General features: G+C 70.4%; 15 protein-coding genes. 6 read left to right on the top strand and 9 right to left on the bottom strand.

Annotation, left to right across the window (positions count from 1 at the left end; all coding sequences use genetic code 11):
- Positions 1-59 precede the first annotated feature (59 nt).
- Positions 60-530, top strand: coding sequence for a DUF3093 domain-containing protein (locus PXH83_RS24290; RefSeq protein ID WP_274563151.1), 471 nt, complete (start codon positions 60-62; stop codon positions 528-530).
- On the opposite strand, the gene PXH83_RS24285 is transcribed toward PXH83_RS24290, so the two are convergent.
- The 4 genes from PXH83_RS24285 to PXH83_RS24270 all read right to left on the bottom strand — a co-directional run bounded on the left by PXH83_RS24285 (position 527) and on the right by PXH83_RS24270 (position 3992).
- On the bottom strand, positions 527-1396 hold the full coding sequence (locus tag PXH83_RS24285; protein ID WP_274563150.1) for a hypothetical protein: 870 nt from the start codon (positions 1394-1396) through the stop codon (positions 527-529). The genes PXH83_RS24290 and PXH83_RS24285 overlap by 4 nt on opposite strands.
- A 14-nt stretch (positions 1397-1410) precedes the next feature.
- Positions 1411-1707 carry a DUF4193 domain-containing protein gene (locus PXH83_RS24280; RefSeq protein WP_214929381.1) on the bottom strand — a complete coding sequence of 99 codons (297 nt, stop codon included), beginning with the start codon at positions 1705-1707 and terminating at the stop codon, positions 1411-1413.
- 393 nt (positions 1708-2100) lie between these two features.
- Entirely contained in the window at positions 2101-3333 is a 1233-nt protein-coding gene (locus tag PXH83_RS24275) for a sensor histidine kinase (protein ID WP_274563149.1), read from the bottom strand.
- A gap of 5 nt (positions 3334-3338) precedes the next feature.
- Positions 3339-3992 (bottom strand): response regulator transcription factor, encoded by a 654-nt coding sequence (locus tag PXH83_RS24270; protein WP_028814147.1) that lies wholly within the window; start codon positions 3990-3992, stop codon positions 3339-3341.
- Between the two features lie 328 nt (positions 3993-4320).
- On the opposite strand from PXH83_RS24270, the gene PXH83_RS24265 reads away from it, so the two are divergent.
- Positions 4321-4494 (top strand): hypothetical protein, encoded by a 174-nt coding sequence (locus tag PXH83_RS24265; protein ID WP_214929383.1) that lies wholly within the window; start codon positions 4321-4323, stop codon positions 4492-4494.
- 139 nt (positions 4495-4633) lie between these two features.
- Here the strand turns inward: PXH83_RS24265 and PXH83_RS24260 are convergent, their stop codons facing one another.
- Both PXH83_RS24260 and PXH83_RS24255 read right to left on the bottom strand, forming a co-directional pair.
- Positions 4634-5434 carry an inositol monophosphatase family protein gene (locus PXH83_RS24260; protein ID WP_274563145.1) on the bottom strand — a complete coding sequence of 267 codons (801 nt, stop codon included), beginning with the start codon at positions 5432-5434 and terminating at the stop codon, positions 4634-4636.
- A gap of 48 nt (positions 5435-5482) precedes the next feature.
- Complete coding sequence (locus tag PXH83_RS24255; RefSeq protein ID WP_274563144.1) at positions 5483-6622, bottom strand: ferrochelatase; 1140 nt, start codon at positions 6620-6622, stop codon at positions 5483-5485.
- A gap of 92 nt (positions 6623-6714) precedes the next feature.
- Here PXH83_RS24255 and PXH83_RS24250 point away from each other — a divergent pair, with 92 nt between their 5' ends.
- Both PXH83_RS24250 and PXH83_RS24245 read left to right on the top strand, forming a co-directional pair.
- Positions 6715-7971 carry an MFS transporter gene (locus PXH83_RS24250; RefSeq protein ID WP_274563143.1) on the top strand — a complete coding sequence of 419 codons (1257 nt, stop codon included), beginning with the start codon at positions 6715-6717 and terminating at the stop codon, positions 7969-7971.
- Positions 7922-9250: a D-arabinono-1,4-lactone oxidase gene (locus PXH83_RS24245; protein ID WP_274563142.1), complete on the top strand. Its 1329-nt coding sequence runs from the start codon at positions 7922-7924 to the stop codon at positions 9248-9250. Before PXH83_RS24250 ends, PXH83_RS24245 begins: the two co-directional genes overlap by 50 nt.
- Before the next feature lie 22 nt (positions 9251-9272).
- On the opposite strand, the gene PXH83_RS24240 is transcribed toward PXH83_RS24245, so the two are convergent.
- A complete protein-coding gene (locus tag PXH83_RS24240) occupies positions 9273-10043 on the bottom strand; it encodes a hypothetical protein (protein WP_338054755.1) in 771 nt (256 codons plus the stop codon).
- A 491-nt stretch (positions 10044-10534) separates the two neighbouring features.
- On the opposite strand from PXH83_RS24240, the gene sepH reads away from it, so the two are divergent.
- On the top strand, positions 10535-11599 hold the full coding sequence (sepH, locus tag PXH83_RS24235; protein ID WP_274563139.1) for a septation protein SepH: 1065 nt from the start codon (positions 10535-10537) through the stop codon (positions 11597-11599).
- Positions 11600-11680: 81 nt separating this feature from the next.
- On the opposite strand, the gene PXH83_RS24230 is transcribed toward sepH, so the two are convergent.
- Positions 11681-12508, bottom strand: a complete 828-nt coding sequence (locus tag PXH83_RS24230) for a sulfurtransferase (RefSeq protein ID WP_274563137.1) — start codon at positions 12506-12508, stop codon at positions 11681-11683.
- A 173-nt stretch (positions 12509-12681) separates the two neighbouring features.
- Here PXH83_RS24230 and PXH83_RS24225 point away from each other — a divergent pair, with 173 nt between their 5' ends.
- Positions 12682-13461, top strand: coding sequence for a VOC family protein (locus tag PXH83_RS24225; protein WP_274563135.1), 780 nt, complete (start codon positions 12682-12684; stop codon positions 13459-13461).
- Here PXH83_RS24225 and PXH83_RS24220 read toward each other — a convergent pair.
- Positions 13436-14125 carry a thymidine kinase gene (locus PXH83_RS24220; protein ID WP_274563133.1) on the bottom strand — a complete coding sequence of 230 codons (690 nt, stop codon included), beginning with the start codon at positions 14123-14125 and terminating at the stop codon, positions 13436-13438. The genes PXH83_RS24225 and PXH83_RS24220 overlap by 26 nt on opposite strands.
- Between the last annotated feature and the right edge of the window lie 20 nt (positions 14126-14145).

The following is a 14145-nucleotide window of genomic DNA, read 5'->3' as shown; positions in this document are numbered from 1 at the left end:
ACAGGCGCAGACCTTACCCGCGCGGCTACTAGTGGTCGCGCCGTGCCAAGCTTGGATTCATGCAGCCTTCCGCCCCGCAGTACGCCCCGCATTACACAGAACGTCTGACCGCACCCCGTTCGTGGTGGATCATCGCCGCACTCGTCGGCGTCTCGGGCGCTCTGATGCTGCTGCCGCTGGGTCTCCTGCCGATGCTGGGCGGCCTGATCGGCGGCTGCGCGCTCGCCGCGGCCGGGGTGAGTTCGTACGGCTCCCAGCGGATCCGCGTGGTGGGCGACGCGCTCGTCGCGGGCGACGCCCGTATCCCGGTCTCGGCGCTCGGAGAGGCGCACGTGCTGGACGCCGACGAGGCCCGTGCCTGGCGGTCGTACAAGGCCGACACCCGCGCCCACATGCTGCTGCGCAGCTACATCCCGACGGCGCTGCGCGTAGAGATCACCGACCCGGACGACGCGACTCCGTATGTCTACCTCTCGACGCGCGACCCGGAGGCCCTGAAGGCGGCTCTCACGGCCGTACGGGCGGGCTAGCCCTCCAGCTCCTTGCGGCCGGGCTGCCAGTCGAGCGGCAGTTGCGGCTGTTCCAGCGGGGCCATCAGGGGCAGTGCGTCCCAGGGGACCTGCATGCTGCGCAGATCCTTGCGGACCCGGTGGGCGAGCTTTCTGGTGTCGCGCCGGTTCATCACCGCGCCGACGGCCGCGCCGACCATGAACGGCATGAGGTTCGGCAGATTGCGGACCATGCGCTTCATGATCTGCTGCCGCAGCTCGCGCTTCATCTGGCTGCCGAGCGCGGCGTTGTACGTGGCCGGTTTGGTCACGTCGATCCCCCGCTCCTGCGACCAGGAGTTGAGGTAGGCGGTGCTGCGCTCCCTGAGGTTGCCGGGCGGCCGTACGCCGTAGACCTCGTGCAGCTCCGCGATGAGCTTCAGCTCGATCGCGGCGACGCCGGTGACCTCGGCGGCCAGCTCGGCCGGCATCGCGGGTGGTACGGGCAGCATGGCGGCCGCACCGATGCCCGCGCCCACGGTGGAGGTGCCGTTGGCCGCACCCGCCACCAGTTTGTCGGCAAGCTGCTCGGGGCCGAGGCCCGGGAACTGCTTGCGCAGTGTCGCCAGGTCGCGCACAGGAATGCGCGGCGCGATCTCGATGACCCGGTCGGCCAGGTGACCGAGCCAGGCCTTCGCGCTCTCGCCGCCCTTGCGTGCGTGCCGCTTGACAGCCGCCAGGCGCCGGGCCCGAGCTGTGGGCCCTTCCGCAGCTTCGAGCGAGGCCGGCAGGCCTCGCTCGTCGTCACGTGCGCCGACGGCCGCGCTCACGCCGTGCGGCGCCTCCGGTGAACCCTTCCGCCGGAAGCGCTTCCTCCTTGACGGTTCTGACGGTGTCGCGCCTGCCACGGCCGACCCCGACCTCAGTCGCAGTCGCGGCAGATCGGCTGACCGTTCTTCTCCCTGGCCAGCTGGCTCCGGTGGTGCACGAGGAAGCAGCTCATGCAGGTGAACTCGTCGGCCTGCTTGGGCAGGACCCGTACGGCGAGCTCTTCGTTGGAGAGGTCCGCGCCGGGCAGTTCCAGCCCCTCGGCGGCCTCGAATTCGTCCACGTCAACGGCCGATGCGGTCTTGTCGCTCCGACGTGCCTTGAGCTCTTCAAGGCTGTCCTGGTCGACGTCGTCATCGGTCTTGCGTGGGGTGTCGTAATCCGTTGCCATGTCGCTCTCCCCCTCTGGGTGGTTGCGGTGTCTCAGCGCACGTAACGCGTGAGAGGCCGGACTTGTGCCCGACCTGAGGCGGAGATTTTGCCTCACATCAAGGTCTGTTACTCAATCGACACCCAACCGAGCCCCTCAGGAGTGCTCGGTTTGGATGGCGATCGGGACCGTACACGGTCCTGAGGCCACACTTCACGAGCGCCACCTCGTGTACTTCCCGTTATCTCACCCCCAGGAAACCCGGACTTTTACCGGCTTTCCAGGGGCGTTGGCGATCACGGAGAGTAGACGGCCAGAAATCCGCTCCTGTGATCGATCACACACGGGCCTTCCAGGATTACGTCCCGAAAATTCCGCGTAAAGCGAACAAGCCGCGCTGCTTCGCGAAACGTCTCAGATCGGGAGAGTGACACGCATCACGAGGCCGCCGCCCTCGCGGGGCTCCGCGATGATACGGCCTCCGTGGGCCCTCGCGACGCTGCGCGCGATGGACAGGCCGAGGCCCACACCCTTGTCACTGCCGGTCCGCTCCGTACGCAGCCGCCTGAACGGCTCGAAGAGGTTGTCAATCTCGTACGCGGGAACCACTGGACCGGTGTTCGAGACCACCAGGACCGCCTGTCCGTGCTGGACTTCGGTGGTCACCTCGACCCAGCCGTCCTCGGCCACGTTGTAGCGCACGGCGTTCTGCACGAGGTTGAGGGCGATCCGCTCCAGCAGAACACCATTGCCCTGTACGACGACGGGCGCTCGCTCGCCACGGATCTCCACGTCCTTCGCCGCGGCCTCGCCGTGTGTCTGGTCGATGGCGCGCGTGGCGACCTCGGCGAGGTCGACCGGCTTGCGCTCCACGATCTGGTTCTCGCTGCGGGCGAGCAGCAGCAGGCCCTCCACGAGCTGCTCACTGCGCTCGTTGGTGGCCAGCAGCGTCTTGCCGAGCTGCTGGAGCTCGGGGGGCGCCCCGGGGTCGGAGAGGTGGACCTCCAGCAGGGTCCGGTTGATCGCGAGCGGCGTGCGCAGTTCGTGCGACGCGTTGCCCACGAACCGCTGCTGGGCCGTGAACGCCCGCTCCAGACGGTCGAGCATCTCGTCGAAGGTGTCCGCGAGCTCCTTGAGCTCGTCGTCCGGGCCGTCCAGCTCGATCCGCCTGGTCAGGTCCGTACCGGCCACCCTGCGGGCCGTACGGGTCATCCTGCCGAGCGGCGCCAGGACGCGGCCCGCTATGGCGTAACCGAAGGCGAAGGCGATGACGCTGAGCCCGAGCAGCGCGAGCAGCGAGCGGCTGAGCAGCTGGTCGAGCGCGTGCTGGCGCTGGTCGTTGACGCAGGCGTTCATGGCCGCGTTGAACTGCTCGGGCGTGGCCTGGTCCGGCAGGTCGCACACCGAGCTCTCGACCTTGCCGCTCACGATCCTGAAGGGCAGGTCACTGCCCACCGTGAGGGCCTGGGCGGCCAGCAGGTAGATGATCGAGAGCAGCAGGATGCCGGCGATCAGGAACATGCCGCCGTACAGCAGCGTCAGTCGTATCCGGATGGTCGGACGCAGCCAGGGGAACGAGGTCCGGTGCCCGCTCGGGTCCCAGGTCGGTTTCGGTGGCGCCGCGGGCGGCGCCGGGGTCGCGGCCACGGGCGTCAGATCCGGTAGCCGGAGCCGGGCACCGTGACGATGACCGGCGGCTCCCCGAGCTTGCGGCGCAGGGTCATGACCGTGACGCGCACGACGTTCGTGAACGGGTCGGTGTTCTCGTCCCAGGCCTTTTCGAGCAGCTGCTCGGCCGACACGACGGCGCCCTCGCTGCGCATCAGCACCTCCAGCACCGCGAACTCCTTCGGCGCCAGCTGGATCTCCTGGCCGTCGCGGAAGACCTCGCGGCGGTTCGGGTCGAGCTTGATGCCGGAGCGCTCCAGGACGGGCGGCAGCGCCACGGTCGTACGGCGCCCGAGGGCACGTACCCGCGCGGTCAGCTCGCTGAAGGCGAACGGCTTGGGCAGATAGTCGTCAGCGCCGATCTCCAGGCCCTCCACGCGGTCGCTGACGTCACCCGAGGCGGTGAGCATCAGGACGCGGGTGGGCATCCCCAGCTCGACGATCTTGCGGCAGACGTCGTCACCGTGGACGAGCGGGAGGTCACGGTCGAGAACGACGACGTCGTAGTCGTTGACCCCGATACGTTCCAGAGCGGCCGCGCCGTCGTACACGACGTCGACGGCCATGGCCTCCCGGCGCAGTCCGGTGGCCACCGCATCGGCGAGCAGCTGCTCGTCCTCGACGACGAGTACGCGCACGTCGCATTCCTTCCGCTGATGCCCCTGAGGGCAGGTCTGTCCCATTGACTGTGCGCTGCCATCCTGCCCCTTTCGGCCATAAACCGGCGGTAAGGCAGGGGGCCGGAACGGGCCCCTGACCGGGCACAGCGGGGTAATTCCATGATTCTCGGGCCAGTTGAGGTTTTCATGAGGCAGCCCGTGGGGAGGACGACTGCACACCCCGCGATCACGCCCTGTATGTGGCACGCCACAGCCCGCTCTGTCCCCTGTACCCAGACGGTCCGCGTGATCCACCCGACCCTCGGCACACCCCCGTGCCACCGACCCATGACGAGGGGGCGCACCCATGGACGCTTTCACCGCAGGCCTGCTGCAGCGCATAAAGGCCACGGAATCCGACCTCACGATGGCTCGCGAAACGGGCGACGACTTCCTCGCGGAGGTGGAGCAGGCAGAGCTGGACGACCTGCACCGCCTCGCTGCGGAACACGGCGTGGAGGTGGGCGCCGCGCGCGCCTGACCCGCCCGGTCGACCGTACGGAGCACACGTACACGTACACGTAAGGAAGGGCCCGGCACCGAGGGGAAGGTGCGGGGCCCTTTCGCGTGCCTGCCGGTCCCCCGTGCGTAGCGGTCCGTTGCCCGCCGGTCCGGCCCGTCTAGTCGTGCCAGGCGCCGAAGTCCTCCAGCAGGGCCTGGAGCGGCTCGAAGACCCCCGGCGACGCCGCGATCGTCAGCTCGCCCGACGCGGGCTGCCCGGGCCGCCCACCCGTCACCGCGCCCGCCTCCCGCGCGATCAGGTCCCCCGCCGCCAGATCCCAGGGGCTCAGTCCGCGCTCGTAGTAGCCGTCCAGACGGCCTGCGGCGACGTCGCACAGGTCGATGGCCGCCGAGCCGCTGCGCCGGATGTCACGGAGCCTCGGGATGAGGCGCTGGGCGACGTCCGCCTGGTGAGTGCGCACGGTGGCGACGTAGTTGAAGCCGGTCGAGACCAGGGCCTGGTCCAGCGGCGGGGCCGCGCGGTGGTGCAGCCGGCTGCCGTTGGCGTACGCGCCGCCGCCCAGGACCGCCTGGTACGTCTCGCGGCGCATCGGGGCCGCCACGACGCCGACGACCGTCTCGCCGCCTTGTTCCGCCGCGATGGACACGGCCCAGGTGGGGAGCCCGTACAAGTAGTTCACGGTGCCGTCGAGCGGGTCGATCACCCAGCGGACCCCACTCGTGCCCTCGGTGCTGGCGCCCTCCTCGCCCAGGACTCCGTCGTCGGGGCGGTGTTCGGCGAGGAAGCCGGTGATCAGCTTCTCGGCGGCGATGTCCATCTCGGTGACGACGTCGATGGGGCTGGACTTGGTGGCGGCGACGCCCAGGTCGGCGGGGCGGCCGTCCCGCAGCAGTTCGCCGGCGCGGCGGGCGGCTTCCAGGGCCAGTTCGAGCAGCTCGGACTTGAGGGTGTCGGTCACAGCTCTCCTTGTGCGTACGGACGTACGGATGCGTACCGAATGAGACAACTAGGCGTACGGGCTGTCGGCACCCGCCGCAGCGGGCTTGGGCGACCTGGCGGGGCAGCACCCGACCGGGCAGAGGTCGTGCGAAGGGCCGAGTGCGCCCAGCGCACAGCGCTCCACCGCGCGCCCCCGCTCGGTGGCCGCCCGTTCGAGCAGCAGCTCGCGCACGGCCGCGGCGAACCGCGGGTCCGCCCCGACCGTTGCGGAGCGGGCGACCGGCAGGCCGAGTTCGGCGGCCTTGGCGGTGGCCTCGGTGTCGAGGTCGTACAGGACCTCCATGTGGTCCGAGACGAAGCCGATCGGGACCATGACGACGGCGGGCGCTCCCGCGCCGTGCAGCGCCTCCAAGTGGTCGCAGATGTCCGGCTCCAGCCACGGGATGTGCGGGGCGCCGCTGCGCGACTGGTAGACGAGCTGCCAGGGGTGCTCGACGCCCGTCTCTTCGCGGACGGTCTCGGCGATCAGCCGGGCGACGTCCAGATGCTGTGCGACGTACGCACCGCCGTCGCCGTGCTCGTCCACCGGGCCGGACGTGTCTGCCGCGGCGGTCGGGATGGAGTGGGTCGTGAAGGCGAGGTGGGCGCCCGCCCGTACGTCCGGATCCAGACCCGCCAGGGACTTCAGGACGCCGTCGACCATCGGTCGTACGAAGCCCGGGTGGTTGAAGTAGTGCCGCAGCTTGTCGACGCGCGGCGGCTCGATCCCCTCGGCCTCCAGGGCCGCGAGGGCGTCGGCGAGGTTCTCGCGGTACTGGCGGCAGCCCGAGTACGAGGCGTACGCGCTCGTGGCGAGTACGGCGATGCGGCGTCGGCCGTCGGCGGCCATCTCGCGCAGGGTGTCGGTCAGGTAGGGCGCCCAGTTGCGGTTGCCCCAGTAGACCGGCAGGCCGCCCGGACCGCCCATGCCCTGCTCGGCGAAGTCCTTGCGCAGGGCGTCGAGCAGCGCCCGGTTCTGCTCGTTGATGGGGCTGACTCCGCCGAACAGGAAGTAGTGCTGCCCCACCTCCTTGAGCCTCTCCTTGGGGATGCCCCGGCCGCGGGTGACGTTCTCCAGGAACGGGACCACGTCGTCGGGGCCTTCGGGGCCGCCGAAGGAGAGCAGCAGCAGGGCGTCGTAAGGGGCGGGATCGCGCTGGTCGGGCATGGCTCCGATCCTGCCACCCTCAACTGGCGAGCGGGAACCCGATACCGCCGTAAGCTGTAGTGCCCACCTATACGCCTTACCGGAGCACTCCCTTGCCCAGTCCCTACCGCGCGATATTTTCCGCCCCCGGCGCCAAGGCGTTCTCCGTGGCCGGCTTCTTCGGCCGGATGCCGCTGTCCATGATGGGCATCGGCATCGTGACGATGATTTCTCAGCTCACCGGCCGGTACGGGCTGGCGGGCGCCCTCTCCGCGACGCTCGCGATGGCGGCCGCTGTGCTGGGCCCCCAGATATCGCGTTACGTCGACAGGTACGGGCAGCGCCGCGTCCTGCGCCCGGCCACCCTGGTCGCCGTCGCGGCGGTCGCGGGCCTGCTGATCTGCGCCCATCAGGGCGCCCCCGAGTGGACGCTCTTCGTCTTCGCGGCGGGCGCGGGCTGCGTACCGAGCGTGGGATCGATGACCAGGGCCCGCTGGGCGGAGATCTACCGCGGCTCACCGCGCGAACTGCACACGGCGTACTCCTGGGAGTCCATAGCCGACGAGGCCTGCTTCATCTTCGGCCCCATCGTCTCCATCGGGCTCTCGACCGCCTGGTTCCCCGAGGCGGGCCCGCTGATCGCCGCCGCCTTCCTCGTCATCGGCGTCTTCTGGCTGACCGCCCAGCGCGCCACCGAGCCCGTCCCGCACCCCCGCGACGAACACACCGGCGGCTCCGCGCTGCGCTCCCCCGGACTTCAGGTGCTGGTGGCCACGTTCGTCGCCGTCGGCGTGATCTTCGGAGCGATCGACGTGGTGACGGTGGCCTTCGCCGAGGAGCAGGGTCACAAGGCGGCCGCCAGCCTCGTCCTCGCCGTGTACGCGCTCGGTTCCTGCCTCGCGGGAGCGGTCTTCGGACTGCTGCATCTCAAGGGCCCGGCGTCCAGAAGGTGGCTGGTGGGGGTCTGCGCCATGGCCGTGAGTATGATCCCCCTCCAACTGGCCGGGAACCTGCCGTTTCTGGCCGTGGCGCTCTTTGTCGCGGGCCTTGCCATCGCACCGACGATGGTGACCACCATGGCCCTCATCGAGGAGCACGTACCGCGCACCAAGCTGACCGAGGGCATGACCTGGACAGGCACCGGGCTCGCCGTCGGAGTCGCTCTCGGTTCCTCGGCCGCAGGCTGGGTGGTCGACGCGGCGGGAGCGGACGCGGGGTACGGAGTGCCCGTCGCGGCGGGAGCTGTCGCGGCCGTCGTCGCGTTCCTGGGGTACCGCCGGCTGCGCACGCCGGCACCGACGCGGGGAGGGCACGGGGCAGATGGCCACGACATCCAGGACGGCATCCCGGACGGCGAGCACGTGGCGTAACTGGGCGGGGAATGTGACCGCCCGTCCGGTACGGGAAGTCACTCCGGCCTCGGCGGAAGAGCTCGCCGAGGCCGTGCGCAGGGCCGCGGAGGACGGGCTGAAGGTGAAGCCCGTCGGCACGGGCCACTCGTTCACGGCGGCCGCCGCGACCGACGGTGTGCTCATACGCCCCGATCTGCTGACCGGCATCCGCAAGATCGACCGCGCGGCCGGGACCGTGACCGTGGAGGCCGGCACTCCGCTCAAGCGCCTGAACGTGGCGCTGGCCAGAGAGGGCCTGTCGCTCACGAACATGGGCGACATCATGGAGCAGACGGTGGCCGGTGCGACCAGCACGGGCACCCACGGCACGGGCCGCGACTCGGCCTCGACCGCCGCGCAGATACGCGCCCTGGAACTGGTCACGGCGGACGGCTCGTTGCTGACCTGCTCCGAGAAGGGGAATCCCGATGTCTTCGCGGCCGCCAGGCTGGGCCTCGGCGCGCTGGGCGTCGTCACCGCGATCACCTTCGCCGTGGAGCCGGTCTTCCTGCTGACGGCCCGTGAGGAGCCGATGACCTTCGACAGGGTCACGGCCGACTTCGAAGCCCTCCACGCGGAGAACGAGCACTTCGAGTTCTACTGGTTCCCCCACACCGGCAACTGCAACACCAAGCGCAACAACCGCAGCGCGGGCCCCGCCGCACCGCCCGGCAGAGTCAGCGGCTGGATCGAGGACGAGCTCCTCTCCAACGGCATCTTCCAGGTGGCCTGTTCGGTCGGCCGTGCCGTCCCCGCGGCCATACCCTCCATCGCCAAGCTCTCCAGCCGCGCGCTGTCCGCCCGTACGTACACGGACATTCCTTACAAGGTCTTCACGAGTCCGCGCCGCGTGCGCTTCATGGAGATGGAGTACGCCATCCCGCGTGAGGCCGCGGTCGAGGCGCTGCGCGAGGTGAAGGCACTCGTCGAACGCTCGCCGCTGCGCGTCAGCTTCCCCGTCGAGGTGCGTACGGCACCGGCGGACGACATCACGCTCTCCACGGCCTCCGGCCGGGACACGGCGTACATCGCGGTGCACCTCTACAGGGGCACCCCGTACCAGTCGTACTTCACCGCGGTGGAGCGGATCATGACCGCGCACGGCGGCCGTCCGCACTGGGGCAAGGTGCACACACGCGACGCCGAGTACCTGGCCGGGGCGTACCCGCGCTTCGGCGAGTTCACGGCGCTGCGCGACCGGCTGGACCCTCAGCGCCTCTTCGCCAATGACTACTTGCGCCGGGTCCTGGGCGACTGACGCCTCGCTCCTCCCTGCCCGGTTACGGAGTTGAGGTGCTGCCGCTGTCCGTCGCGTCGTCGCCGCCACTGCCGGTGGCGTCGCCGCTCTCCGTTTCGCCGCTGTCGCCGCCGGTGCTGCCGGTCGGTGTCGGGGTGGGAGTGGGTGTGGGCGTAGGGGCCGCTTCGCCGGTCGCGCCGCCGTCCGTCGTGGGCGTCTTGGCCGGGTCGGGCGAGCCGGCGCCCTGGTCAGTGCCGGTTTGAGGGTCAGTGCCGGTGCCTGTGCCGGCTTCTGAGCCCTTGTCGGGGCTCTCGCCGCCGTCCGTACCGCTGCTCTGCCTGCCTTCTGACGGCGTGTCCGAAGCCGGGGTCTGCTTCTGCCCCTGCTCCCCGCCGCCACCGCGCAGGACGTTGCCCACGGTGCTGCCTGTGCCGCCGCTGAGGTCGCCGCCGGAGGCCAGTTCGTACGCCGTGATGCCACCCATGGCCAGGACGAAGACGAGGGCGGCAGGGACGGCGGAGCGCTTCCAGCCCCTGACCCGCGTGCCGTGCGTCGTGGCCTCGCCGAACTCGTCGGCGTACGCAGGCATCGGCTCGTCGGGCACAGGCACCTGACGTGCCTTCGGCTTCGCCTGGACGGTGACTTCGCGGATCTGTTCCCCGGTACGCCGGAAGAGATGCTGGAAGATCGTGCCGCCGCTGGTCGCGACGACGCTGACCACGCCCGCGCCGATGATCGTCCCGTACACGCCGAGCTTTGATGCGAGCACCGCCGCCACGATCGCGGCCACCGCACTGCCGGCGACCTGAGCCACGCTCAGATCGATTCGCGGTTTTTTCTGCTCACCTGTCTCGGTTTCCGGCTTCCCGCCCATGTACCAGCCTCTGATCGCCCATCTGATCCGTCTTGCAACAAGAAGAGACATTTGGGCGAAGTGATTAGTTCCGTTTCCGGCGATTCTGTGAAGCAGGACACGCACACACACTTCGCACGAAAGAACAGATCGGCTCAACTCCCGTACACCGGGAGAACTTCGGTGGCGCGCCGGTCCACCCCCATGGCCCGAATGGAGTACTGTGGCGAGCCCTGGGTCCGGCCCAATCGGGGGCACCCACTGCACAGAGTGACGAGGCAGTCACTATGAGTGGTGAAACGGTAACCGTGCCATAACGGCCATCCGGGGCTGATGCCCGACACGCCGGGCAACTCGGCAATGTTGTGGCAGGCTGCACCCGGGCAGGCCACACTCGACTAGCGGAAGCAGCGACGCACGTGACGTCGGCAGGCACCACCCGGGAGGTTCCCATGCCCGAACTGCGTGTCGTGGCCGTCTCGAATGACGGCACACGACTGGTGCTGAAGGCTGCTGACAGCACGGAGTACACGCTTCCGATCGACGAACGGCTGCGCGCCGCCGTGCGCAACGACCGCGCCCGTCTCGGTCAGATCGAGATCGAGGTGGAGAGCCATCTCCGCCCTCGCGACATCCAGGCGCGTATACGCGCCGGTGCCTCCGCGGAGGAGGTCGCTCAGCTCGCGGGCATTCCGGTCGACCGGGTCCGCCGCTTCGAGGGTCCCGTGCTCGCCGAGCGCGCCTTCATGGCCGAGCGCGCCAGGAAGACCCCGGTACGCCGCCCCGGCGAGAACACCGGGACAGGACCCCAGCTCGGCGAGGCGGTGCAGGAGCGGCTGCTGCTGCGCGGCGCCGACAAGGAAACGGTCCTGTGGGACTCGTGGCGGCGCGACGACGGCACGTGGGAAGTGCTGCTGGTCTACCGCGTCGCGGGCGAGCCCCACTCCGCGAGCTGGACGTACGACCCGCCCAGGCGGCTCGTACAGGCGGTGGACGACGAGGCGCGGTCGCTGATCGGCGAACCGACCGACGCGGACTCGGCCGCCGCCCCTGAGCCGAGCTTCCCGTTCGTACCGCGGATCGCGCGGCTGCCCCGGGATCGTCCGCTGGACCGGGCCCTCGACCGTCAGATGGAGCGGCCGACCGCTCCGGAGCCGGAGGAGAGCACGGGCAGCGAGCGGGATTCGCTGACCAGCCTGCTGGAGGCGGTACCGAGCTTCCGCGGCGACATGGTGGTGCCCGAGCGGCCCGCGCCGCCACCGGAGCCGCCGACGGCCGAGCCCGCCACCGCGCAGGAGCCCGATTCCGAGGAGCCCCCGGCAACCGCCGCCTCCGCGGGCGCCGGTTCCGCGTACGCCGATGTCCTGATGCCGCGTGCGGTGGCCGGTCACCGCGACCGGCTCACTGGTACGACGGACCGGCAGGCAGAGGCCGACGGGGTCCGGCCGGGACGGCGCGCTGCCGTACCGAGCTGGGACGAGATCGTCTTCGGTACGCGCCGCAAGAAGCAGGACTAGCAACCCTCGGCCAACCTCAGCACTGTAACGCCCGCCCGGTGGGCCCGTACGTATCGCGTACGGGCCCACCGGCATGCGCGGCTACAGGGGGTCGGGTCCGGTGGCCACAGGCCGGGACGTGTCGGCGCACCACTCCGACCAGGAGCCCGCGTACAGCGCCGCCGGGATGCCCGCGACCTCCAGGGCCAGCACCTCCTGGGCGGCCGAGACGCCCGAGCCGCAGTACACGCCGACCGCCGGGGCGTCGGCAGCGCCCAGCGCCTTGAAGCGGGCGGCCAGTTGGGATGCGGGGAGCAGGCGGCCGTCGGGCCCGACGTTGTCCATGGTCGGGGCGGAGACGGCGCCCGGGATGTGGCCGGCGACCGGGTCGATCGGCTCGACCTCGCCCCGGTACCGTTCGGCCGCCCTGGCGTCGAGCAGCAGCCCCGTACGGGCCAGTTCGGCGGCTCCGTCGGCGTCGAGGAGGGGTACGGCGCCGGGGACGGGCGTGAAGTCACCGGCAGCCGGGGCCGGGACCTCGGATTCGACCGGGCCCGTCCACGCGGCGAGACCCCCGTCCAGAACCCTCACGTCCGGGTGGCCCGTCCAGCGGAGCATCCACCATGCACGAGCCGCGGCCCAGCCCTGCCCGCCGTCGTACACCACGACCGGCCTGTCCTGAGAGACGCCCGCACGGCGCATGACCGCTCCGAACGCCTCGACGTCGGGAAGGGGGTGGCGGCCGCCGGGTCCGGGCGGGCCGGCGAGTTCCGCCTCCAGGTCGACGAAGACAGCCCCGGGGATGTGACCCGCCTCGTACGCGGCACGGCCGTGAGGTCCGCCCATTTGATAGCGGACGTCCAGGAGGACCGGCGGCCGGTCCCCCGCCGACTCGCTCGCGAGTTGGGATGCGGTGATGATGGCATTCATAAGTGCCATCCTTGCGCAGCGGGCATTCTCTCCTGCGGGAACCTGTGAAAACGGCGCGGCCGGACCACACGGCGGGGCAGGTGGTGCAAGATCTGCACGGGTGCGCCCCTTTGACGACGGCTCGCCCGGTTCCTGCACGACCACCAACCCGATGGTCCAAGGAGAGAGTGACGATGACCGAGCCAGCGATCCCGCGGCACACGCCTGGTGCGCCCTGCTGGGTAAGCCTGATGGTGCACGGCCTGGCCGCGACCCAGGATTTCTACCGGGCGCTGTTCGGCTGGGAATTCAGGCCAGGACCCGGGCAGCTCGGCCCGTACGTCCGCGCGGTGCTCGACGGGAAGGAAGTCGCGGGCATCGGCCAACTGCCCCCGGACCGGCACCTGCCCGTCGCGTGGACGCCGTACTTCGCCACCGAGGACGCCGATGTCACGGCCGAGTCGATCAGGAGCCACGGCGGCACGATCGGCGTCGGCCCGCTCGACGCGGACCACGCCGGCCGGATGGCCATCGGCTCCGACCCCTCGGGCGCGGTGTTCGGCATCTGGCAGGCCGCGGCGCATCTGGGCACGGCGATCGCCGGGACCCACGGGACGCCCGCCTGGAACGAGTTGATGACGCGTGAGACGGCGACGGTCGGCAAGTTCTACCAGGCGGTGTTCGGCTACGAGGTGGAACCGGACGGCTCTGCCGACCCCGATGATTATCTGACGCTGCGCCTCGAAGGCCGCCCCGTGGCCGCCCTGCGCGGCGTGGGCAAGGCCCTGCCGCGCGACAGGGGCCCGCACTGGATGACGTACTTCGAAGTGGAGGACACCGACGAATCGGCCCGTACGGTCCAGGAACTCGGCGGGCATGTCCTGCAGGCCCCCCGGGAGGGCGCCAACGGCCGGGTGGCGACCGTCGCGGACCCGGAGGGCGCGGTCTTCACGATCGTACGGTCGACCCGTTGAAGGCGGAGCCGGGAGTGAGGGCGTCCACGGGCAGCACATCGGGCGACAGTGCTCCGGCCCGCGCGGACGCGGCCGTCATCCGGCGCCTGTGGTGCCGGCGGCACAGCACCTCATAACCGATCTCGTCGGGCGACTGGTTGACGTCGCCGACGACGACCTGGGCGCCCTCGACCACCATCTGGCCGCCTGTGGTGCGGGCGTTGTGCGTGGCCCGCGCGCCGCACCAGCAGAGCGCCTCGACCTGGAGCACCTCCACGCGGTCGGCGAGCTCGACCAGGCGCTGCGAGCCGGGGAAGAGCTTGGAGCGGAAGTCGGTCGTGATACCGAAGGCGAAGACGTCGAGTTCCAGGTCGTCGACGATACGGGCCAGCTGGTCGATCTGCTCGGGGGCGAGGAACTGGGCCTCGTCCACGATCACATAGTCGGCGCGGTTGCCCTGGGAGAGGTGGGCGACGAGGTACGCGTAGAAGTCGAAGCCGTCGGCGGCCTCGACGGCGTCGGTGACCAGCCCGAGGCGGGAGGACAGCTTGCCCTCGCCCGCACGGTCGTCGCGAGTGAAGATCATGCCCTGGAGGCCGCGTGCCGACCGGTTGTGCTCGATCTGAAGAGCGAGGGTGCTCTTTCCGCAGTCCATCGTTCCGGAGAAGAACACCAGCTCAGGCATGAGGAGTTGAAGACCTTTCA

The organism is Streptomyces spiramyceticus, assembly GCF_028807635.1.
Taxonomy (GTDB): Bacteria; Actinomycetota; Actinomycetes; order Streptomycetales; family Streptomycetaceae; genus Streptomyces; species Streptomyces spiramyceticus.
This window is presented reverse-complemented; position numbering and strand designations above follow the sequence as displayed.

Bases quoted from the DNA above. Each gene is read 5' to 3' on its own strand.
- PXH83_RS24290 (WP_274563151.1), top strand. From the start codon at position 60: ATGCAGCCTTCCGCCCCGCAGTACGCCCCGCATTACACAGAACGTCTG.
- PXH83_RS24280 (WP_214929381.1), bottom strand. From the start codon at position 1,707: ATGGCAACGGATTACGACACCCCACGCAAGACCGATGACGACGTCGAC.
- PXH83_RS24265 (WP_214929383.1), top strand. From the start codon at position 4,321: ATGGACGCTTTCACCGCAGGCCTGCTGCAGCGCATAAAGGCCACGGAA.
- PXH83_RS24255 (WP_274563144.1), bottom strand. From the start codon at position 6,622: ATGCCCGACCAGCGCGATCCCGCCCCTTACGACGCCCTGCTGCTGCTC.
- PXH83_RS24245 (WP_274563142.1), top strand. From the start codon at position 7,922: ATGGCCACGACATCCAGGACGGCATCCCGGACGGCGAGCACGTGGCGT.
- sepH (WP_274563139.1), top strand. From the start codon at position 10,535: ATGCCCGAACTGCGTGTCGTGGCCGTCTCGAATGACGGCACACGACTG.
- PXH83_RS24230 (WP_274563137.1), bottom strand. From the start codon at position 12,508: ATGAATGCCATCATCACCGCATCCCAACTCGCGAGCGAGTCGGCGGGG.
- PXH83_RS24225 (WP_274563135.1), top strand. From the start codon at position 12,682: ATGACCGAGCCAGCGATCCCGCGGCACACGCCTGGTGCGCCCTGCTGG.
- PXH83_RS24220 (WP_274563133.1), bottom strand. From the start codon at position 14,125: ATGCCTGAGCTGGTGTTCTTCTCCGGAACGATGGACTGCGGAAAGAGC.